The sequence below is a fragment of the Pseudactinotalea terrae genome (genome assembly GCF_009733845.1).
Lineage (GTDB): Bacteria > Actinomycetota > Actinomycetes > Actinomycetales > Beutenbergiaceae > Pseudactinotalea > Pseudactinotalea terrae.
Genome location: NZ_WNXZ01000003.1, coordinates 395,001 through 413,225, shown reverse-complemented (window position 1 = coordinate 413,225; position 18,225 = coordinate 395,001). Strand labels below are relative to the sequence as shown.

The following is an 18,225-nucleotide window of genomic DNA, read 5'->3' as shown; positions in this document are numbered from 1 at the left end:
GACTCGAAGGCATGAGTCCAGACGTGGTCCGCGAAGCGCTCGATGGGGTCCTCGACCCGGAGATCCGGCGCCCGATCACCGAGCTCGACATGGTCCGGGACATCCGGATCGATGCGGCTGGAAAGGGCGCAGCGGTCACGGTCGTGATCGCGCTGACCACCTCCGGCTGTCCGCTCCGGGACACGATCACGCGCGACGTGACCAACGCCGTCGAGGCGCTCGAGGGCGTGCTGTCGGTGACGGTCGAGATGACCGTGATGACCCCCGACGAGCGCACCGCGCTGCGCACCAAGCTGCGCGGCGGCGTGGCCGACCCGGTGATCCCGTTCTCGCAGCCTGGCAACCTCACCCGGGTGATCGCCGTCGCCTCGGGCAAGGGCGGCGTGGGGAAGTCCTCCGTGACGGCGAACCTCGCGGCCGCGATGGCCGCCGACGGCGTCAAGGTGGGCGTTCTCGACGCCGACGTCTACGGCTTCTCGATCCCGCGCATGCTCGGCGTGGAGCACGCGCCGACCAAGGTCGACGACATGATCCTGCCGCCGGTCGCGCAAGATGTGAAGGTCATCTCGATCGGCATGTTCGCCGAGCCCGGCCGCCCCGTGATCTGGCGAGGCCCGATGCTGCACCGCGCGCTGCAGCAGTTCCTCGCCGACGTGTTCTGGGGCGACCTCGACGTGCTGCTCCTCGACCTGCCGCCCGGTACCGGCGACATCGCGATCTCGGTCGCGCAGCTGCTGCCGGGTGCCGAGCTGCTCGTGGTGACCACCCCGCAGCTCGCCGCCGCCGAGGTGGCCGAGCGCGCGGGTGCGATGGCGGTGCAGACCAACCAGAAGGTCGCGGGTGTCATCGAGAACATGTCGTGGCTGGTCCAGCCCGATGGCAGCCGCCTCGAGGTGTTCGGCTCCGGCGGCGGCCAACGGGTCGCCGACCGGCTCACCGAGACCCTCGGCGCACCGGTGCCGCTGCTGGGGCAGGTGCCGCTCGACATCTCGCTCCGCGAGGGCAGCGACTCCGGCGTGCCGGTGGTGCTCACCGACCCGGACTCCGCCGGCGGCTCGGTGCTGCGGGACGTGGCGCGCTCTCTGTCCCACCGCTCCCGCGGCCTCGCCGGCCGCAAGCTCGCGATCTCGCCGGTGGGCTGAGCCGGCGCGTCAGCCGGCGGCGACCTCGCGCTCGGCCATCGCGACCAGCGCGGCACGCGTCGCCTCGTCGGCGGGGAAGCTCGTCTCGATGGCGATCTCGTCCAGCGTCACGTCGCGCGGCGCCCCGAACACCGACAGCACATAGCACAGCGAGAGCGTGCCGATCTCGGTGTCGAGGACCATCGGCACCATCAGGTCGCCATAGCTCTGCGCCGCGGACCCTCGCGCACCCATCGGCACCGGGTAGCCCTCGACCTCGCGCAGCAGGTCGTCGAGCGCCGGGTCACCGGTCCGCTCGAGCTGTCGTCGGATCCTGCGCACCGTGTGCGTGCGCCACTGCTCGTAGTTCCGGATCTGCGGTCCGAGGGACTCCGGGTGCAGCGTCGCGCGCAGCATGTTGATGCGCGGGTGCCGAAACTCCTCGGGCACCCCCGTCAGGAAGCGTGACATCGCGTGGTTCGCCGTCAGCAGCTCCCAGCGATGGTTCACGGCTGCTGAGGGGTACGGCTCGTGCCCGCGCAGCACCGTCCGCACCGCCGCGCGGGCCGCACCCAGATCGGCGAGCGGTCGCTCGTCGTGCACCGGTGCGAAGCCGGCGGCTAGATAGAGCGCGTTGCGTTCCCGCAGCGGTACGTCCAGCGCCTCGCACAGCCGCTCGATCATGGCGCGGCTCGGGGCGGCCCGACCAGTCTCCACGAAGCTGAGATGACGCGCGGAGACGCCGGTCGAGCCCGACATGTCGAGCTGCGACATCCGCCGCCGCTTGCGCCAGTGGCGGACGAGCGTGCCCACGGTCTCCTGCGACATGACCGCCAGCATGCCGATGCCGCTGCACCATCGGCAACTACCTCACAGGTCATTGGCACGCCTCTGGGTGCCGCACAGACTCGGACGTCGAGAGCACCGACGAACAGGGAGTCACACATGGACAACGCCTTCGAGCTGGAGAACGTGGTGAAACGGTTCGGCAGCACGACCGCCCTCGACGGTCTCGATCTGTACGGCGAGCGCGGCCAGATCCTGGGGATCCTGGGCCCCAACGGCGCCGGGAAGACGACGGCGCTCCGCATCCTCGCCACGCTGCTCGCGCCCGACGCCGGCGCTGTGCTGGTCGACGGTCATGACGCCGTCCGCCATCCCGATCGCGCCCGTCGGGTCATCGGACTGACAGGTCAGTACGCGAGCGTCGACGAGGACCTCACGGGGCGGGAGAACCTCGTGATGCTCGGGCGGCTGCTCGACCTGTCCCGTGGCGAGGCTCGCTCGCGAGCCTCCGACCTGCTCGACCTGATCGACCTGCAGCACGCTGCCGACGACAACCTCTCGACGTACTCGGGTGGCATGCGCCGCCGGCTCGACCTGGCTGCCGGCCTCGTCGGCCGGCCGCAGATCGTCTTCCTCGACGAACCGACCACGGGCCTGGACCCAGGCAGCCGGGAGACCATGTGGGCGACCATCCGAGAGCTGTCGGCCGAGGGAACGACCGTGCTGCTGACCACCCAGCACCTGGAGGAGGCCGACGCGCTCGCCGACGAGATCACGGTCATCGACCACGGCCGCGCGATCGCGCGTGACACCCCGGCCGGGCTCAAGCAGCGTGCGGGGGGCAGGACGATCGTCGTCCGCCCGAGCGATCCGCAGCGGCTCGGTGAGGTTCGCGCCGTCGTCGGCCTGCACGCGGTCCTCATCGAGCGCGGCACCACCGGCGTCATCACCGCCGCCGTCGAGGAGGAGCACACGTTCACGCGCACCGTCGTGGCACTCGAGAGAGCGGGGATCGGGGTGGCAGAGATCGCGCTGCGGCTCCCGGGTCTCGACGACGTGTTCTTCGGCCTCACCGGACAACGACGAGCGCACCACCACGACACCGAGACGGAGGGCGCAGCATGACTGCCACCACCACCCGCCAGAACCTCCCAGCGCCTCCCGGCAACCGGTCCGGACCGGCGCGGCTCCTCAGGCACACGTTCGTGCTCGCCGGCCGGAGCCTCACCAAGACGCGGCGCAACCCGGGCATGGTGCTCGATGCCGTGATCCTGCCCATCATCTTCCTGGTGCTGTTCGTGTACCTGTTCGGCGGCGCGGTCAGCGGGTCCTCGCGCGAGTACCTGCAGTACATCTTCCCCGGCGTGCTGATGCTGACGACGATCCTCACCGGCCAGGTCTCCACCTCGTTGAGCATCGTGCAGGACATGAAGAAGGGCATCTTCGATCGCTTCCGCAGCATGCCTATCGCACGATCCTCCCCCCTGCTCGGCTCGGTCGTCGGCGATGCGATCCGCTATCTGCTGGCCACCGCGGTGCTGTTCGCGCTCGGGTATCTCCTCGGCTTCCGCGTGCAGACCGATCTCCTCTCGGCGCTGGCGGCGGTGGGCCTGGCGATCGTGTTCGGCTTCGCGCTGGGCTGGCTCACGGTCCTGGTGGCCGTCGTGCTCCGCGACGAGAATCTCGTCACGACGGTCGGGTTCCTGCTGCCGTTCCCGCTCGTGTTCGGCACGAGCATGGCAGCCCCGGTCGAGACCATGCCCGGCTGGCTGCAGGCCTGGGTCGACGTCAACCCCGTCAGCCACGCGATCGACGCCAGCCGTGCTCTGCTGCTGGGCGGCCCCGCAGCCGGCCCCGTCGCGATGACGCTGCTGTGGAGCGCGATCCTCGTCGCCGTGCTCGCACCGCTCGCGGTCTGGGCGCACCGGCGCCGCATGTGAAGCCAGCGGTGGCTCAGGTCGCCTCGTCGTCGAAGGGCGGTAGCGGCGGGGAGGGCACCAGTGCGAGCGCGGCGTCCTCGACCGGCGCATCCTCGACGGGCGCGTCCTGGATCGTGGCGTCCCCGACGGGGGCGTCCTCGATCGTGGCCGTCGCGGCGGCAGCGGTCGCTGTGGCGGCCGCCGCGGTCCCCGCGACGGCGGTGGGCCCGTTCTTGCTGACCGGCTTGGGGGTGCGGGTCCTCGGCGTGACGCCGGGCTTCTTCGCTGCCGTCGAGCCGTTGCTCTTCGCCGCCGTCGTCGTGGTCGCCTTCTTGGCGGGCTTGGTCGCCGGGATGATGTCATCGAGCAGGGCCTCGCGCACGATCCGGCGCGGGTCGTACTGACGGGGGTCGAACTTGGTGAGGTCGAGGTCGGCGATCTCGTCACCGAGCTCCTCACGGATCGTCTCGGTGGCGCCCGTGGCCATCTTCCGGACGTTCTTCACCAGCTTCGCGAGCTGCTCGGCGTACTCCGGCAGCCGCTGCGGACCGATCACCACGAGCGCGAGCAGGATGATGATCCCGATCTCCTCAGCGCTCATGAGCTGAGCCTAATGCTCACTTGCTGACCTGCTCACCGAGGACGACCTCGATGTCGTGCTCGTCGGAGCCCGTACGGATCGTCAGCACCACCGAGTCGCCGGGCAGGTGCGCCCGTACGCGCACGATCAGCTCCGTCGGCTGACTCACCGGATCGCCGTCGACGGCGACGATCACGTCACCCGGCCGGATGCCGGCCTCGTCGGCCGGCCCACCCGGGGTCACCGCCGGGGAGCCGTTGACCTCGTCGCTCGCGACGGCCACACCCTCCCCGTCGTGATCAGGGTCCAGGAGCACCCCGATCACCGGGTAGGTCGCCTGCCCGGTCTCGATGATCTGCTCCACGGTGTGACGGACCTGGTTGGCGGGGATCGCGAAGCCTGGCTCGTTGCCGCCACCAGAGGAGGCGTCACGGGCGACCGCCGTGTTCACACCCACGACCTCGCCGTTCGCGTCGATCAGCGGGCCACCGGAGTTGCCGCGGTTGATCGCGGCGTCGGTCTGCACGGCGTTGATGTAGCTCGAGGGGTCCGCGCCGCTGGCGTCGGGGCTGCGCACGGTGACGGGTCTGTTGAGGGCGCTCACGATGCCCGAGGTGACCGAGCCCGTGAGCCCGAGCGGCGCACCGACCGCGATCACCGGGTCCCCGACCGCGATGCCGTCCGAGTCCCCCAGGACGAGCGGGGTGAGCCCGGTGCGGTCGATCTTGAGCACGGCGAGATCGTAGTCGGGTGTGCTGCCGACGACCTCGGCCCGGTCCTCAGTGCCGTCGGAGAACCCGATGGTGATCTCGGCGCCGCCGTCGACAGCCGTCTCGACCACGTGGTGGTTGGTCACGACGTACCCGTCCTCGCGCACCACGAAACCGCTGCCCGTGACACCAGCGCCGTCACTCCGGACCTCGATGAACACGGTGCTCGGGAGCGCGATCGCGGCGATCTCGCTGATCCACGTGTCGCCCACCGGGTCCCCGCGGGTGTCGCTGCGCGAGGTGGGCAGGCCGGTGGCGCCGGACTCGGCCGGGAACAGCCACGGTCGCCCCACCAGGCCGACGAGCGCACCGATGAGCAGGCTGACGACCATGAGCAGCACGACGACGAGCCCGGGCACACCCCTGCGGCGGCGCTGGGAGCGTGGCGGCGCTGCCACACCAGGTGGAGGTGCCATCGGCGGCTGCACGGCACTCGTTGCCTGCTGGCTCGATGCGGGGCCCGACGTCACGGGTGCCGACGTCACGGGTGCCGGTCCCACGCCCGCGGCGCCCTCGCTCTGCTGGGCCGTTGCGGGAGGCGAGATCGGAGGTATCGGCTGGGCCGCCGTCGTCGGTCCCGGTTCACGGGACTCAGCATGCGCCTGAGCTGCGCCTCCTCCGAGAGGCGCCCACGCGTCGTCGGGCGGGGACGTCATGAGGACATTCTCCCCGAGATCAGCCGTGCTCGGTGCAGGTGGCCAGGCCGCTCAGCCGACGAGCACGTGCCAGCCGGCGACCACCCGGCCGAGGACGCCGTCTGGCGCCGGCAGCGGGAGCTGGTCGATGACCATCTCGACCGCGAGATCGTCGCCGAGCACCGCTACCACGCAGGGCCCGGACTCGAGCACGTACCACCCCTCCACGAGGTAGGCGGTGCGGCCGGCGATCGTGCTGGCCGGCATACCCGCGACGGCCTCCTCGTCCAGCGATCCCACGCGCTCGAGGAGGCGGACCTCGCCTGCAGCGGTCTCGACCACGACGTCGAGCGTCTCGGTGTCGCCCTCGCCCAGGAGGTCCAGGCTGTGGACCGTGTGGTTCGCCGGCAGCGCCCAGCCGGAGAGCGCCGCCTGGGGGACGGCGCGCGTGCTCGGCGTGGCGAGGTCGGCGGCGTCGGCGGTCGCGGACAGCAGCGCGCTGGGGTGATCGGCACGTGGCGCGCCGAGCACGACGAGGGTGAGCACGAACAGACCGACGAGCGCCACCCCGCCGCCGAGGATGAACGGGGTACGACGCGAGCGGAGCGGGGCTGCCGCTGGGACCGGGCCGGTCGGCATCGCGAGCAGGCGGGCGGTGAGCTCGGCACTGGCCTGGACACCGTGGGCCGAGGCCTGCGTGCGGCGGCGCGCCGCCTGTTCCATCAGGAGCAGGCGGCGGCACTCGGAGCAGTCGCTCAGGTGCGCCCGTGCCTCGGCGGCGCGAGCGGCGCTGAGCTCGCCGTCGACGAACGGTGTGATCAGGGCACCGAGATGGTTCATACGGCGGTGATCCCCGGACTGAAGGTCGGCTTGGGACGAGGTGCGCGGTGCGCTAGGGCCTCCCGGAGCTGGGCGCGACCGCGGTGGATCCGGGAACGCACGGTGCCGGTCGAGACGCCGAGGGTGGCACCGATCTCCTCGTAGGAGAGACCCTCGATGTCGCAGAGCACCACGGCGGCGCGGAACTGCGGCTTCAGGGCGTTCAACGCCTCCTGGATGTCGAGGTCGAGGTTCTCGTGCTCGAACCCGCGCTCGGGCGAGGTGCGGTCGGAGGCCTGGACCCGCTCGGCCGACTCCCCCAGCGCGTCGAAACGCAGCCGGGTCCTGCGGCGTGCGCCGTCGAGGAACAGGTTGGTGGTGATGCGGTGCAGCCAGCCCTCGAAGGTGCCCGGCTGGTAGCGGTCGAGGGACCGGAACACGCGCACGAACGTCTCCTGCGTGAGGTCCTCGGCGTCGGCCTTGTTGCCGGTCAGGCGGTAGGCGAGCCGGTACACGCGGTCGGTGTGCTGCGTGACGATCTGCTCCCACGTGGGAGGTTGCCAGGCCGCAGCACCCGCCGGAGCGGTATCAGCGGTCTGGGGCTCGGTCACCTGCACGTCCTCGTTCATCGTGGTCCGACGATATGTCGCCGGGCTGAGTGTTTCCTGTGAGTGTGAACGTGCGAGGGCGCCCCGGTGTTCCGGGTCGGCGCTCGCTCCGCACCTGGCGGGCGGCCGCGCGCTAGGGTCATCCTTCACAGGCCAGCCGCCTGCAGCTGCACGACTCGGACACCGGGAGGCTCATCATCGCCAGCGACAAGGTCCAGAGCTGGGCCTACACCGAGGAGTTCAGCACCGAGCCCGAGACGGTTCGCGACGCCCGTGACCGTGCCGAGGAGATGGGGATCGACGCCGTCTCGGCCGGGGCCGGCGCCACCCTGCGGCTGCTCGCCGCCGCCCTGCACGCCCGCGCGGTGGCCGAGGTCGGCACCGGCACCGGGGTATCGGCGCTGTGGATGCTCGAGGGCATGGCTCCCGACGGCGTGCTCACCACCATCGACGTCGAGGTCGAGCACCAGCGGGCCGCCAAGGAGGCCTTCGCCGCCGCCGGCATCAAGTCCACGCGCACCCGCACGATCTCGGGCCGCGCGCTCGACGTGCTGCCCCGGCTCGCCGACGGCGCCTACGACCTCGTGTACGTCGACGGCGACCCCGCCGAGGCCGCCGACTACGCCGACCAGGCCGTGCGCATGCTGCGCAGCGGCGGCGCGCTGGCCGTCAACGACGCCCTCTGGCACGACCGCGTCGCCGACCCCGCGCGCCGCGACGAGGACACCGTGGCCATGCGCGAGCTCGGCAAGCAGATCCGCGACGACGAGCGGCTCCTCCCCGCCCTCCTCCCGGTCGGCGGCGGGCTGCTGGTCGCCGTCAAGCGGTAGCCTCCCGCCCCGCCGGACCTGCCCGCCGGACCCGCCCGCCGGACCCGCCCGCCGGACCCGCCCGCTCCGTCCCACCCTGCCCCACCGGGATCACCCGCGGAAAGCGCTGTGGGGTGCGTCGGGTCCGCATGGCGGACCTAGACGACCCCAGATCCGACCTGTCGACGCGCTAGGACGCCAACCAGCCGCCGTCGACGGCGAGGACCTCGCCATGAACGTAGGAGGCGGCGTCGCTCGCCAGGAAGATCGCAGGCCCGACGAGGTCCTCCGGCATCGCCCACCGGCCCGCGGGGATCCGGCTGCTGATCTCCGCTGCGCGCTGCTCGTCCGCGCGCAACGGTGCCGTGTTGGCCGTCACGACGTAGCCCGGCGCCAGCGCGTTCACCGCGACGCCTCGGCCGGCCCACTCGTTCGCGAGCGCGCGGGTGAGCCCGACGACGGCATGCTTGGTCGCCGCATAGCCCGCCACCTGCCGCCCGCCCTGGAACGACAGCATCGACGCGATCGTGATGATCCTCCCCTGGCCGCGCTCCAGCATGGCCGACCCGAAGGCCTGGCTCAGCAGCCAGACCGCATCGAGGTTGACGGTCCGCACCTCCTGCCACCGCTCGTAGGGCACCTGCTCCGACGCGCCCCGGTGGATCACCCCGGCGTTGTTGACGAGCACACCCACCTGTCGCTCCCGGGCCAGCGCCCTCGCGGTCTCGGCGGCCGCCTCGAGGTCAGCGAGGTCGGCGACCACCGGCTCGGCGCTCCCGCCCGCCGCCGTGATCTCGGCGACCACGGTCTCGACCGAGGCGGTGCGTCCCCACGCGATCACGTGCGCGCCGGCGTCGGCGTACCCGAAGGCGATCGCCCGTCCGATCCCTGAACCGGCACCCGTGACGACGGCCGTCTTGCCTGCGAGGCTGAACCGGTCGCTCACCTCAGATCCGCGACGCCGACCGCGTCCATGTCCTCGAACGACTGGTTCTCACCGGCCATCGCCCAGACGAACGAGTAGGCGCTGGTGCCCGCGCCGGAGTGCATCGACCACGGTGGGCTGATCACGGCCTGACCGTCCGAGACGACGAGCGTGCGGAGGTCTGAGGGGCGGCCGCAGAAGTGCATGACGCGCGCCTCGGGCTCCAGACCGGTGTAGAGGTAGACCTCGGTCCGGCGGTCGTGCAGGTGCGGCGGCATGGTGTTCCACACGCTCCCCGGGGCGAGGGTGGTGAGACCGACGACGAGGCGCTCGGAGGCGACGCCTCCGGCGTGCACGTACCGGCGCAGCTCGCGGACGTTGGCGGCGGCGGGGTCGCCGAGGTGCAGCGTCTCGGCCTCGGCCGCGGGCGCGGGCGTGGTGGGATGCCGCGCGCCTGCGGGTGCCGACACGAGGTAGAAGCGCCCGGCGCCACCGAACGTGACCGAGCCGGATCCCACGCCGACGTAGAGCATGTCGTGCTCGCCGAGCTCGTAGACCACCTCGTCGACGGTGACGGTGCCGGCCGCGGCCGCCACGTTGACGACGACCAGCTCACGGCGGGCGCAGAACGTCTCGGTGCGGAGCTCGGCCGGGGGCTCGAGCGGCAGCGGTGACCCGGCGGGGACGGCGCCGCCGATCACCATGCGGTCGTCGTGGGTGAGGACCAGCCGTACGGCGCCGTCGGCGAACAGCTCCTCCACGAGGAAACGGCATCGGAGGGCCTCGGCGTCCAGGTGGGCGACGTCGTCGGGGTGCGTCGAGTGTCGGATGTCCATGGTGAGCTCCTCAGGTCAGGCTGGCGGGCGTCGTGATCGGGAGGGCGAAGCCCGGCTGGTCGGGCACCGTGATGACGCCGTCCTCGAGGACGTAGCCCGTGGCCTCGACCGCGTCCGTCGTGCCGGGCACGCCCTCCACGGTGAGCACGTTGCCGAGCCCGGCGGCCATCTGCGCGGCGTACAACGTCTTCAGCGGCATGCCCCAGGCATGCGGGGAGGCAGCCACCCCGAGATCCGCGAGGACCGGCATGATCCGGCGCCACGCCGTCAGGCCGTACGAGACCACGTCCATGAGCATGACGTCGATCAAGCCGGCGGACGCGAGCTCGAGCAGCTGCGCTTCGTCCGGCTGGTACTCGCCGTCGGCGATGAGCGTGCGGCTGCCCGAGGACACGAGATGCTCGCGGAGCACCCGCAGCCCGCCCTCCTCCTCCTGGAACGGCTCCTCCACCCAGAACAGGTCGCAGTCCGCGACGTGCTGGAGGAACCGCACGGTCTGGGCGGGCGAGAAGCCGTTGTTGGCGTCCACCAGGATGCGGGCATCCGGATACGCCTCGCGCACCGCGCGCGTCACCTCGATGTCGCGAGCGAAGCCTGCCTCGGCCTCCATCCAGCGGTTGCCGCGGCCGATCTTGAGCTTGAACGCCCGGTACCCGGCCGCCCAGTCGGCCGCGCAGTTCACGAGCACGGCGGCGATGCCGCGCGGCGTGTCCTCGGGGTCGAGGTCGTCGAAGTAGATCGCGCCCGAGTAGCACGTGACCGAACGCTCGCCGGCGCCTCCCAGCAGCGTGGCCACGGGTACGTCCGCGATCGTCGCCGCGAGGTCGTGCAGGGCGAAGTCGAGCGGCAGCGCCTCCGCGGCGGTCACGCCGGTCGCGGGGTCGAAGACGTCCAGCAGCGGGCGGCCGACCACGGTCTCGGCGCCGGCCAGCGGCCCCTCGACCACCCCCCAGCCGGTGGCACCCTGGTCGGTCACGACCCGGACCGCCGTGCTCTCGAAGCCGGATCCGTGGCTGCCGAGCCTTGCGTTGCGGCCCACCACCCGCGGGTAGCGGGTGCGGACCGAGAGCGGCTCGACCTGGTGGATGCGATGGTCGGCGAGCGATGACAAGCGGGACTCCGTTCCTGGGTGGGTCATGACGATCCGAGGTCGCGGCTGAGCGCGGCCACGGTGGCGAGGACGGCGGTGACGATGCCCTCCTCCTTGGTGAGGATCCGATCGACCGGTCCACCCACGCTGACCGAGGCGATCGGCGTGCCGCGGTGGTCGCGAACCGCGGCAGCGATGCAGCGGACCTCGGGCTCGAGCTCGCCGTCGTCGATCGCGTAGCCGCGCGCTGCCGTGGCGTCGAGCTCGCGGCGCAGCGACTCGAGGTCCGTGATGGTCGACGCGGTCACCGGGCGTAGGTCGAGGCCGGCGATCACGGCCTCGCGCTCAGCGGTGGGCAGCGCCGCGAGATAGGCCTTCCCGAGCGCGGTGCCGTAGACCGGGCGCCGGCTGCCGGGTTTCGCCGTCATCGTGACGGCGTTCGGTCCGACCTCCTGCAGCACGTAGACCACCTCGTCGGAGTCCACGGTCGCGAGGAACGCCGTCTCGCGGACCTGCTCGACCAGTGCTGCCAGCCGGCCTGCAGCGAGGTGGAACAGGTCCACGCCGCCCAGCGCCTGCAGCCCCAGCCGGACGGCGGCCCCACCGAGCCGCACACCGCCGCCGTCGGAGGACTCGGAGAGGAACCCCCGATCGCGGAGCTGGGTGACCAGGCGATAGGCAGCGCTGCGCGAGATGCCGAGCTCGGTGGCGATCTCGGCCACGCCGACCCTGCCCTGCTCGGCGACGAACTCCAGGATGGTCAGGCCGCGGGCGAGGGTGCCGGAGGTCGACTCGTCGGCAGCACTGGTGCGTGGGCTCATGTCCGACATCCTCGTGGATGCCGGTAGCTCGGGCGCCGCAGGGATGGCGCTCACCCCTTCAGACCGGACCTGGAGACACCGGCGATGATGTACCGCTGTGCGACGGCGTAGATCACCAGCACCGGCAGGCTCGCGAGCACCGCTCCCGCCATCACGGCCGGGAAGTCGGTCCCGTAGGCGTTGCGGAGCGTGGCCAGACCCGCCGGGAGCGTCAGATTCTCCGGGTTGAACAGGACATAGAGCGGCCACAGGAAGTCGTTCCAGCTGGCCAGGAACGACAGCACGGCGAGGGTCGACAGCGGCGCGAGCGACAGCGGCACCACCACCCGACGGAAGATCTGCCAGCGGTTCGCGCCGTCGAGGAGAGCTGCCTCTTCCAGCTCGCGCGGCAGCGACAGGAAGAACTGCCGCAGGAAGAACACACCGAACGCCGACGCCGCGCTCGGGACGATCAGCGCCCACACGCTGTCGAGCCAGTCCAGGGCGTCGACGATCAGGTAGTTCGGCATCAGGAACACGAAGCCGGGGACGAACAGCGTGCTGACGATGAGCGCGAACGCCAGGTTCTTGCCGCGGAAGTTCATGCGCGCCAGTGCGTAGGCGGCCAGCGCCGCCGTCAGCAGCACCAGCAGCGTGTGCCCGACTCCCGCGAGCAACGAGTTCGCCAGCCATCGCAGCACCGGCACCTGCGGGTCGGTGAGCAGGGTCTGGTAGCCCTCGGTCGACCAGGTCGGCGGGATCCACTGCGGCGGGAGCGCGGTCGCATCCCCTGCCGTCTTGAAGGAGGTCGAGATCATCCACAGGATCGGTGCGAAGAACGCGACGGACAGCGCGAGCAGCACCGCGTAGAACGGCACCCGCGCCCACGCACGGCTGCGCCGCCTGCCCGTGCTCGCGACCGGACGTGCCGGCGGCGCCGGCCTCGGAGCAGTTGTCGGGACGGCCATGTCAGTTCCTCTCCTGACGGCGGAACAGCAGGAAGTTGAGCGTGCTGACGCCGATCAGCAGCAGCGCGAGGATGTAGCTCATCGCCGACGCCTTGCCGATCCGGAACTGCTCGAAGCCGGTCTGGGCGATGTACATGATCGCGGTCCTCGTCTCGTTGCTCGGCGCCCCACCCGTCAGCAGGTAGGCCTGGCCGAACACGTTCGCCGACGCCAGGATCGTGATGGTGACGACGAACAGCAGCACCGGCCGCAGCCCCGGCAGCGTGACGTGCCAGAACTCGTGCCGCTTGCCGGCGCCGTCCATGCGGGCGGCCTCGTAGAGCGTGCTGTCGATGCCCTGCAGGCCAGCGAGGTAGACGACGGCGTTGAACCCGAGCGTCCACCAGACGGTGACGCCCACGAGCGTGACCCACACCCATGGGGTGGCGGTCAGCCAGGGGATCGCCTCGGCGATGCCGAGTTGGGCGAGGTGATAGTTGATCAGGCCGGCGTTCGCGTTCAGCAGGTACTGCCACAGCACACCGATCACGCTGACCCCGAGCACGTACGGCGCGAAGTAGACCGCGCGGAAGAACGTCCGCCCGGGGAAGGTGCGGTTGAGCATCAGGGCGAGACCGAGCGGGATCACCACGAGGAACGGCACGGAGAACAGCACGAACAGCCCGGTCGCTCGCATCGACTCCCAGAACTGCACCGCCACGAGCGCCGTGGGATCGAAGAGCTCGATGTAGTTGCCGAGCCCGACCCACGGTCGCGACGGCAGGAAGAAGTCCCAGTTGTGCAGGCTGATCCAGATGCCGTACGCGGCGGGCGCCAGCACGAAGACACCGAAGATGAGCATGAACGGGGCCAGGAACAGGTACGGCGCGTACCGGCTGCCGTGGCGTGCCGAGCGCGTGCGCGGCGTGGTGCGCTCTGGTCCCTGGTTCTCGCGGACGGCGGGGCTGGCCAGCTCGGCAGTTGTCATGATCGCGCCTCCGCGTACTTCTGCCGGTTCTCCTCGAGCAGGTACGCGGCCCGCGCGGCGGCCTCGTCCAGGGCCTCCTGCGGGTCCGCGTGCCCGAGCAGCACGTCGCTGATCGCCGGGTACAAGATGGTGGACTGGACCTCGAAGATGCCGGGCACCAGGGGGTAGAAGCGCACGTCGGGCAGCGCCTCGGCGACCGCCGACTGCGCCTGCAGCTCGGCGAACTCCGCGCTCTCGACGACGTCCCGCCGTGCCGGCACCGGTCCCGCGCCCGCCCAGCCGATCGAGTTCGCGCTGATCCAGGACAGGAATGTGTAGGTCGCCGCGAGCCGATCCGGGTCGAAGGTGCGCTGTCGCATGATCACGAACTGGTGCGAGCCGGAGAACGAGGCGGGCCGGTCGCCGATGCGAGGGAGCGGCACGACTCCCCAGTCGAGGTCCTCGACCGAGCTGAGGTCGTTGATGAGAGCTCCCGGGCCGCCCCAGAGAAACGCGTTCAGATCATTCTTGAAGGCGACGTTGGCATCGCCGCCGTTGACGTTCTGCTTGCTGTGCCCGGCGCGGATCAGGTCGAGCTGCCAGGTGAGCGCCTCGACTCCGGCGGGTCCGTTGAAGAGCGCCCGGCTGCCCGCCTCGTCGTAGAGCTCGCCGCCCATCTGCCACTGCAGGCTGTCGAAGCCGCGCCCGACCCCCTGGGGGTCGACGGCGGGCAGCCAGTGCCCGGCGATGCCCTGCGCGGCGAGGGTCTCGAGCGCCGCCTCGTAGCTCGCGCGATCGCGGGGCGGTTCCTCGGGGTCGAGCCCGGCATCGGCCAGCACCCGCTTGTTGTAGAAGAGGCTGTCCGGCCAGACGTCGAGCGGGATGGAGTACCGCGCGTCGTCGACGATCCCGGACCGCCAGACCGTCGTCGCGAACTGATCCTCGGTCAGCCCGATGCGGTCGGCCACCTCGTCGAGCGAGACGATCACACCGCGCGCGGCGTTCGTCGCCACGTGGAAGTTCTGCATCAGGCCGAGGTCGGGTGCCAGACCGCTCACCACCGCTGCGGGGAACTTCTGGTAGAAGGACGACCACGGCATGGCGAACATCTGCACCGTGATGTTGGGGTGGGCCTGCCCGAACTCCAGGAGCAGGTCGCGCATGATGCCGCCATCGCCACCGGTGAGACCGTTCCAGAACGTGAGCGTCAGCGGCGGCCCGTCGTACACGTCCTGCACCTCAGGCAGGTCGACGGCCGACAGATCAGGTGCACCGCATGCCCCGAGGGCTGCGGCGCCGAGCGCGCCCGCACCCAGGCCGAGGAAGGCGCGCCGCGACGGCGGCGGATGAAGCAGTGTCATACGACGACTCCCTTGTCGTGTGTCATTCATCGGGACCCTGATTCGATGAATGAGACGCTACACGACGTCTGCCCGCAAGGGCAACACTCATGGGCGGCGTACGCGCGTCAACCCGCTCGGGAAAGCGCTTCGGGGTGCGCAGGGTCCCGGGTGGTAGACCCAGAACACCCCCGCAGCCAGGTCGTCCACAGGAACGCACCGATGCGCCGTCGTCCACAGCACCCCCGGGTCGACCCTGCGCGCGCGGGATCGAGCAGGTCATCGTGGCCGCATGGCTCGCTTCTCGCTCGACGACGATCGTGTCGCGGCCCTGCTGGCCCAGCAGGATGGCGTCATCGCGCGGCAGCAGCTGCTCGCACTGGGCGCCGCACCGCACGACATCAAGCGCCTGATCCGACGGCGCGAGCTCACCCGGGTGCTCGACGGCGTCTACGTCTCCCACACCGGGCCGCTGACGCCGCGGCAGCGCATGTGGGTGCCCGTCCTCGCGGCTGGGCCAGCGGCACTCAGCTGCGCGTCTGCCCTGCCCGAGCTGTCCTCGGCCCAAGTGCACCTGGTCATCGAGCACGACCGGAAGGTCAAGGTGCCACCCGGGACGGTCCTGCACCGGTCGCGTGACGTGAGCGCCCGGGTGAGCCGGCATCGCTCACCGGCCCGCGTCCGCCCCGAGCACGCGATCCTCGACCACATGTCCGAGAAGCTCGCAGCCGACGACGTCGCGGGCGCCTTCTACGCCCTCACCGAGGTGGCGCACTCGCGCCGGATCACTCCCGATCAGATGCTCGACGCGCTCGCGGTGCGCAGGCGGCTCCCTGGCCGCGCCCTCATCCGTGACCTGCTCCACGACCTCCGCGACGGCGCGTGCTCGGTGCTCGAACGGGAGTACCTCCATCGGGTCGAGAGGGCTCATGGACTACCGCGTGCCGATCGACAACGGGTCAGCACGGCAACTGGCCACCGCACCAGCCAGGACGTGCCGTACCCGGAGTACCGGTTCATCGTCGAGCTGGATGGGCGCGGCTACCACGCGGGCGCACGATCCGACGCCGACGCGTTCCGCGACCTAGCCGAGCTGGCCCGCTCGCGGGAGGCGACCTTGCGCATCACGTACGGGCTGGTCTTCGACACACCGTGTCGCACCGCCCGACTGCTCGCCGAGGTGCTGCGCCAGCGAGGATGGCCCGGATCGTTCCAGCGGTGTCGCCGCTGCACCCCTGCACCGGGACCTTTGGGGTCGTCGCGGTCCGCCAGATGAACCGTGGGTACCCCAAAGCGCTTTCCGCAGGGAGGGGTGCCCCGGAGCTGTCGCGCCGGCGAGGTCGTGGGCCCGCTACCGCGCGGCGAGCCAGCTGATCAGGGTGCGAGCGGAGAAGCCCGTGGGGCCCTTGGTGACCTCGTGACGGTCGGCGTCGGAGCGGCCGGGGCCGGCGATGTCGAGGTGGGCCCAGGGGATGTCACCGGCGAAGCGCTGCAGGAACAGCGCGGCGGTGATGGAGCCTCCCCCGACCTTGGGGTCGGTGGCGATGTGGCTGACATCGGCGATCGCCGAGTCGAGGGCGCTGCGGTACTCCTCGACCAGCGGCATCGGCCACAGCGACTCACCCGCCTCGTCGCCGGCAGCCACGAGGGCACCGCTCAGCTCCGGTGTCGTCGCGTACAGCGCGGCGTGGAGCTTGCCCAGGCCGAGGCTCGCGGCGCCGGTGAGCGTGGCCACGTCGACCAGCACCGACGGCGAGAACGTCTCCCGCCCCCACGCCATCGCGTCGGCGAGGACCATCCGGCCCTCGGCGTCGGTGTTGCCGATCTCGACCGTGGAGCCGTCGTACATGCGGATGACGTCGCTCGGCCGGTACGCCGAGCCGCTCACCGCGTTCTCCGCGAGCGGCAGCAGCGCCACCACCCGCTGCGGCAGCCGTAGCTCGGCGGCCGCCAGCACCACCGACAGCACGACCGCCGCGCCCGACATGTCTGTCTTCATCGGCACCATCGCCTCGCGGGGCTTGATGCTCAGACCGCCGGTGTCGTACGTGATGCCCTTGCCGACCAGCAGCACCGGGGCTCCCGTCGCAGCGACCTTGGGCGTGTAGTCGACCACCACGAGCCGCGGCGGCGTGGCCGACCCGCGACCGACCGCTGCGAGCCCGCCCAGGCCGGTGCGCTCGATCCAGCGCTCGTCGTGCACGGTCACCTTGAGCCCAGCACGCGCCCCACCGGCCTCCTGGGCGAGTGCGACCGCCTGGTCGGCCAGCCAGGCCGGGTTCTTGATGTTCGACGGCGTGGCCGCCAGCAAGCGGGCACGACACGTCGCGCGCGCACTCACCTGAGCAGCATCGAGCGCCTCCTGCGACACCTCGCCGACGAGCACGATCTCGCCGACCGGCGCGCCCGAACCGGGGCCGATACCCGTGAACGGCGGCCGGTAGGACGCCAGCAGCAAGCCTTCGACCAGCGGCCCGACACCCTCGGCGTAGGCGCCGAGATCGACGACCAGCCGGTCCTTGCCCCCGGCCGCCCGCGCGAGCGCTGCGCCCGTGCGGCGCAGCGCGGTGGGACGGCCGTCCCCGGCGCCCGCGAGGAGCACCCGGGCGGGCAGACCGGCCCAGGGTGCGTCGCCGTCGAGCATCGGCGGCAGGGACAAGGAGGTCAGCTCAGCGGCCGCACCGCCGGCTGACTCCTGCGTGGCGAACGCCGCGAGGTCGACACCGACCACGGCATCCAGCCCGGTGGGGACGGCCAGCCCGTCATCGGTCGCACCGATCAGCAGTGCGACGACGTCGGCGCCGTCGAGAGTGCCCCGGGAGGTCGGTCCCGGGACAGAGCTGAGCCGCGGACGCGAGTCCGCAACCATCAGCCGGCGACGGCGCTCAGCGCCTCGCTGAGCTCGGAGGCCTCGGTGGCGTTCAGCTCGACGACGAGCCGGCCACCGCCTTCGAGCGGCACACGCATGATGATGCCCCGACCCTCCTTGGTGACCTCGAGCGGTCCGTCACCGGTCCTGGGCTTCATGGCGGCCATGGGCGGTCTCCCCTGTTGTTCTTGGGTGGTGCTGCCCGATCCGATCATGCGACCGCCCGGCAGCAGGCTCCGACCATTCTATGCCAGAACGGGTACCCGTCGGGTCGGCCGGGCGGACCTGAGGTTCGTACGGCGGGTCCAGCGTGACCTCGATCCACCCGCGCGAGATCGCGGCGGCGACCGCCAGCACGGCGATCGCGAGCCCGACGAAGCCCCAGGTCACCCAGCTCATCGGCC

At 71.4% G+C, this 18,225-nt stretch carries 20 protein-coding genes; 5 read left to right on the top strand and 15 right to left on the bottom strand.

All coding sequences use genetic code 11. The features are described from left to right. Positions 1–11: 11 nt before the first annotated feature. Complete coding sequence (locus GPA03_RS12730) at positions 12–1,142, top strand: Mrp/NBP35 family ATP-binding protein (RefSeq protein WP_156252375.1); 1,131 nt, start codon at positions 12–14, stop codon at positions 1,140–1,142. Between the two features lie 9 nt (positions 1,143–1,151). On the opposite strand, the gene GPA03_RS12725 is transcribed toward GPA03_RS12730, so the two are convergent. Next, a complete protein-coding gene (locus tag GPA03_RS12725; RefSeq protein ID WP_241681280.1) occupies positions 1,152–1,949 on the bottom strand; it encodes a helix-turn-helix domain-containing protein in 798 nt (265 codons plus the stop codon). 117 nt (positions 1,950–2,066) lie between these two features. Here GPA03_RS12725 and GPA03_RS12720 point away from each other — a divergent pair, with 117 nt between their 5' ends. Together GPA03_RS12720 and GPA03_RS12715 are read left to right on the top strand one after the other, a co-directional pair. Further along, positions 2,067–3,032, top strand: coding sequence for an ATP-binding cassette domain-containing protein (locus GPA03_RS12720; protein ID WP_156252373.1), 966 nt, complete (start codon positions 2,067–2,069; stop codon positions 3,030–3,032). Further along, complete coding sequence (locus GPA03_RS12715) at positions 3,029–3,847, top strand: ABC transporter permease (protein WP_156252372.1); 819 nt, start codon at positions 3,029–3,031, stop codon at positions 3,845–3,847. Before GPA03_RS12720 ends, GPA03_RS12715 begins: the two co-directional genes overlap by 4 nt. A 13-nt stretch (positions 3,848–3,860) precedes the next feature. Here GPA03_RS12715 and GPA03_RS12710 read toward each other — a convergent pair whose 3' ends face one another. From GPA03_RS12710 to sigE, 4 genes are all read right to left on the bottom strand, one after another. Next, positions 3,861–4,427 (bottom strand): twin-arginine translocase TatA/TatE family subunit, encoded by a 567-nt coding sequence (locus tag GPA03_RS12710; RefSeq protein ID WP_156252371.1) that lies wholly within the window; start codon positions 4,425–4,427, stop codon positions 3,861–3,863. A 16-nt stretch (positions 4,428–4,443) separates the two neighbouring features. Further along, positions 4,444–5,592 (bottom strand): S1C family serine protease, encoded by a 1,149-nt coding sequence (locus GPA03_RS12705; RefSeq protein ID WP_162458362.1) that lies wholly within the window; start codon positions 5,590–5,592, stop codon positions 4,444–4,446. Between the two features lie 291 nt (positions 5,593–5,883). Next, the gene (locus GPA03_RS12700; RefSeq protein WP_156252369.1) at positions 5,884–6,651 is read right to left on the bottom strand and encodes a zf-HC2 domain-containing protein; all 768 of its coding nucleotides are present in this window, start codon (positions 6,649–6,651) and stop codon (positions 5,884–5,886) included. Further along, entirely contained in the window at positions 6,648–7,259 is a 612-nt protein-coding gene (gene sigE / locus GPA03_RS12695) for an RNA polymerase sigma factor SigE (RefSeq protein ID WP_156252368.1), read from the bottom strand. The genes GPA03_RS12700 and sigE overlap by 4 nt, the downstream gene beginning before the upstream one ends. A 269-nt stretch (positions 7,260–7,528) precedes the next feature. Between sigE and GPA03_RS12690 the strand changes: the two genes are divergently transcribed. Next, positions 7,529–8,068 (top strand): O-methyltransferase, encoded by a 540-nt coding sequence (locus GPA03_RS12690; protein ID WP_338325734.1) that lies wholly within the window; start codon positions 7,529–7,531, stop codon positions 8,066–8,068. A 169-nt stretch (positions 8,069–8,237) separates the two neighbouring features. Here the strand turns inward: GPA03_RS12690 and GPA03_RS12685 are convergent, their stop codons facing one another. Genes GPA03_RS12685 through GPA03_RS12655 form a run of 7 tightly spaced genes read right to left on the bottom strand, consistent with a single transcriptional unit; the run spans position 8,238 to position 14,973 of the window. Further along, positions 8,238–8,993, bottom strand: coding sequence for an SDR family oxidoreductase (locus GPA03_RS12685; RefSeq protein WP_156252366.1), 756 nt, complete (start codon positions 8,991–8,993; stop codon positions 8,238–8,240). Continuing rightward, positions 8,990–9,808 (bottom strand): 5-dehydro-4-deoxy-D-glucuronate isomerase, encoded by an 819-nt coding sequence (gene kduI, locus GPA03_RS12680; RefSeq protein ID WP_156252365.1) that lies wholly within the window; start codon positions 9,806–9,808, stop codon positions 8,990–8,992. Before kduI ends, GPA03_RS12685 begins: the two co-directional genes overlap by 4 nt. 10 nt (positions 9,809–9,818) lie before the next feature. Further along, positions 9,819–10,919 carry a mandelate racemase/muconate lactonizing enzyme family protein gene (locus tag GPA03_RS12675; protein WP_241681279.1) on the bottom strand — a complete coding sequence of 367 codons (1,101 nt, stop codon included), beginning with the start codon at positions 10,917–10,919 and terminating at the stop codon, positions 9,819–9,821. Positions 10,920–10,942: 23 nt separating this feature from the next. Next, positions 10,943–11,719 carry an IclR family transcriptional regulator gene (locus GPA03_RS12670; protein WP_162458361.1) on the bottom strand — a complete coding sequence of 259 codons (777 nt, stop codon included), beginning with the start codon at positions 11,717–11,719 and terminating at the stop codon, positions 10,943–10,945. 50 nt (positions 11,720–11,769) lie between these two features. Further along, positions 11,770–12,666, bottom strand: coding sequence for a carbohydrate ABC transporter permease (locus GPA03_RS12665; protein WP_156252362.1), 897 nt, complete (start codon positions 12,664–12,666; stop codon positions 11,770–11,772). A gap of 1 nt (position 12,667) precedes the next feature. Next, entirely contained in the window at positions 12,668–13,633 is a 966-nt protein-coding gene (locus GPA03_RS12660; RefSeq protein WP_156252361.1) for a carbohydrate ABC transporter permease, read from the bottom strand. Beyond that, positions 13,630–14,973, bottom strand: coding sequence for an ABC transporter substrate-binding protein (locus GPA03_RS12655; RefSeq protein WP_156252360.1), 1,344 nt, complete (start codon positions 14,971–14,973; stop codon positions 13,630–13,632). The genes GPA03_RS12660 and GPA03_RS12655 overlap by 4 nt, the downstream gene beginning before the upstream one ends. A 271-nt stretch (positions 14,974–15,244) precedes the next feature. On the opposite strand from GPA03_RS12655, the gene GPA03_RS12650 reads away from it, so the two are divergent. Then, positions 15,245–16,228: a type IV toxin-antitoxin system AbiEi family antitoxin domain-containing protein gene (locus GPA03_RS12650; RefSeq protein WP_156252359.1), complete on the top strand. Its 984-nt coding sequence runs from the start codon at positions 15,245–15,247 to the stop codon at positions 16,226–16,228. A 75-nt stretch (positions 16,229–16,303) separates the two neighbouring features. On the opposite strand, the gene GPA03_RS12645 is transcribed toward GPA03_RS12650, so the two are convergent. From GPA03_RS12645 to GPA03_RS22470, 3 genes are read right to left on the bottom strand one after another with little or no spacing between them, the layout of a single operon-like run. Then, positions 16,304–17,821 (bottom strand): leucyl aminopeptidase family protein, encoded by a 1,518-nt coding sequence (locus tag GPA03_RS12645; protein ID WP_156252358.1) that lies wholly within the window; start codon positions 17,819–17,821, stop codon positions 16,304–16,306. Further along, on the bottom strand, positions 17,821–17,988 hold the full coding sequence (locus tag GPA03_RS12640) for a DUF3117 domain-containing protein (RefSeq protein WP_156252357.1): 168 nt from the start codon (positions 17,986–17,988) through the stop codon (positions 17,821–17,823). Before GPA03_RS12640 ends, GPA03_RS12645 begins: the two co-directional genes overlap by 1 nt. Beyond that, positions 17,960–18,220 (bottom strand): hypothetical protein, encoded by a 261-nt coding sequence (locus GPA03_RS22470; RefSeq protein WP_162458360.1) that lies wholly within the window; start codon positions 18,218–18,220, stop codon positions 17,960–17,962. Before GPA03_RS22470 ends, GPA03_RS12640 begins: the two co-directional genes overlap by 29 nt. Positions 18,221–18,225: the final 5 nt, after the last annotated feature.

Coding starts and splice junctions, on each gene's coding strand:
- GPA03_RS12730 (WP_156252375.1), top strand. CDS start 12: ATGAGTCCAGACGTGGTCCGCGAAGCGCTCGATGGGGTCCTCGACCCG.
- GPA03_RS12725 (WP_241681280.1), bottom strand. CDS start 1,949: ATGTCGCAGGAGACCGTGGGCACGCTCGTCCGCCACTGGCGCAAGCGG.
- GPA03_RS12720 (WP_156252373.1), top strand. CDS start 2,067: ATGGACAACGCCTTCGAGCTGGAGAACGTGGTGAAACGGTTCGGCAGC.
- GPA03_RS12715 (WP_156252372.1), top strand. CDS start 3,029: ATGACTGCCACCACCACCCGCCAGAACCTCCCAGCGCCTCCCGGCAAC.
- GPA03_RS12710 (WP_156252371.1), bottom strand. CDS start 4,427: ATGAGCGCTGAGGAGATCGGGATCATCATCCTGCTCGCGCTCGTGGTG.
- GPA03_RS12705 (WP_162458362.1), bottom strand. CDS start 5,592: ATGGCACCTCCACCTGGTGTGGCAGCGCCGCCACGCTCCCAGCGCCGC.
- GPA03_RS12700 (WP_156252369.1), bottom strand. CDS start 6,651: ATGAACCATCTCGGTGCCCTGATCACACCGTTCGTCGACGGCGAGCTC.
- sigE (WP_156252368.1), bottom strand. CDS start 7,259: ATGAACGAGGACGTGCAGGTGACCGAGCCCCAGACCGCTGATACCGCT.
- GPA03_RS12690 (WP_338325734.1), top strand. CDS start 7,529: ATGGGGATCGACGCCGTCTCGGCCGGGGCCGGCGCCACCCTGCGGCTG.
- kduI (WP_156252365.1), bottom strand. CDS start 9,808: ATGGACATCCGACACTCGACGCACCCCGACGACGTCGCCCACCTGGAC.
- GPA03_RS12670 (WP_162458361.1), bottom strand. CDS start 11,719: ATGAGCCCACGCACCAGTGCTGCCGACGAGTCGACCTCCGGCACCCTC.
- GPA03_RS12665 (WP_156252362.1), bottom strand. CDS start 12,666: ATGGCCGTCCCGACAACTGCTCCGAGGCCGGCGCCGCCGGCACGTCCG.
- GPA03_RS12660 (WP_156252361.1), bottom strand. CDS start 13,633: ATGACAACTGCCGAGCTGGCCAGCCCCGCCGTCCGCGAGAACCAGGGA.
- GPA03_RS12655 (WP_156252360.1), bottom strand. CDS start 14,973: ATGACACTGCTTCATCCGCCGCCGTCGCGGCGCGCCTTCCTCGGCCTG.
- GPA03_RS12650 (WP_156252359.1), top strand. CDS start 15,245: ATGGCTCGCTTCTCGCTCGACGACGATCGTGTCGCGGCCCTGCTGGCC.
- GPA03_RS12645 (WP_156252358.1), bottom strand. CDS start 17,821: ATGGTTGCGGACTCGCGTCCGCGGCTCAGCTCTGTCCCGGGACCGACC.
- GPA03_RS12640 (WP_156252357.1), bottom strand. CDS start 17,988: ATGGCCGCCATGAAGCCCAGGACCGGTGACGGACCGCTCGAGGTCACC.
- GPA03_RS22470 (WP_162458360.1), bottom strand. CDS start 18,220: ATGAGCTGGGTGACCTGGGGCTTCGTCGGGCTCGCGATCGCCGTGCTG.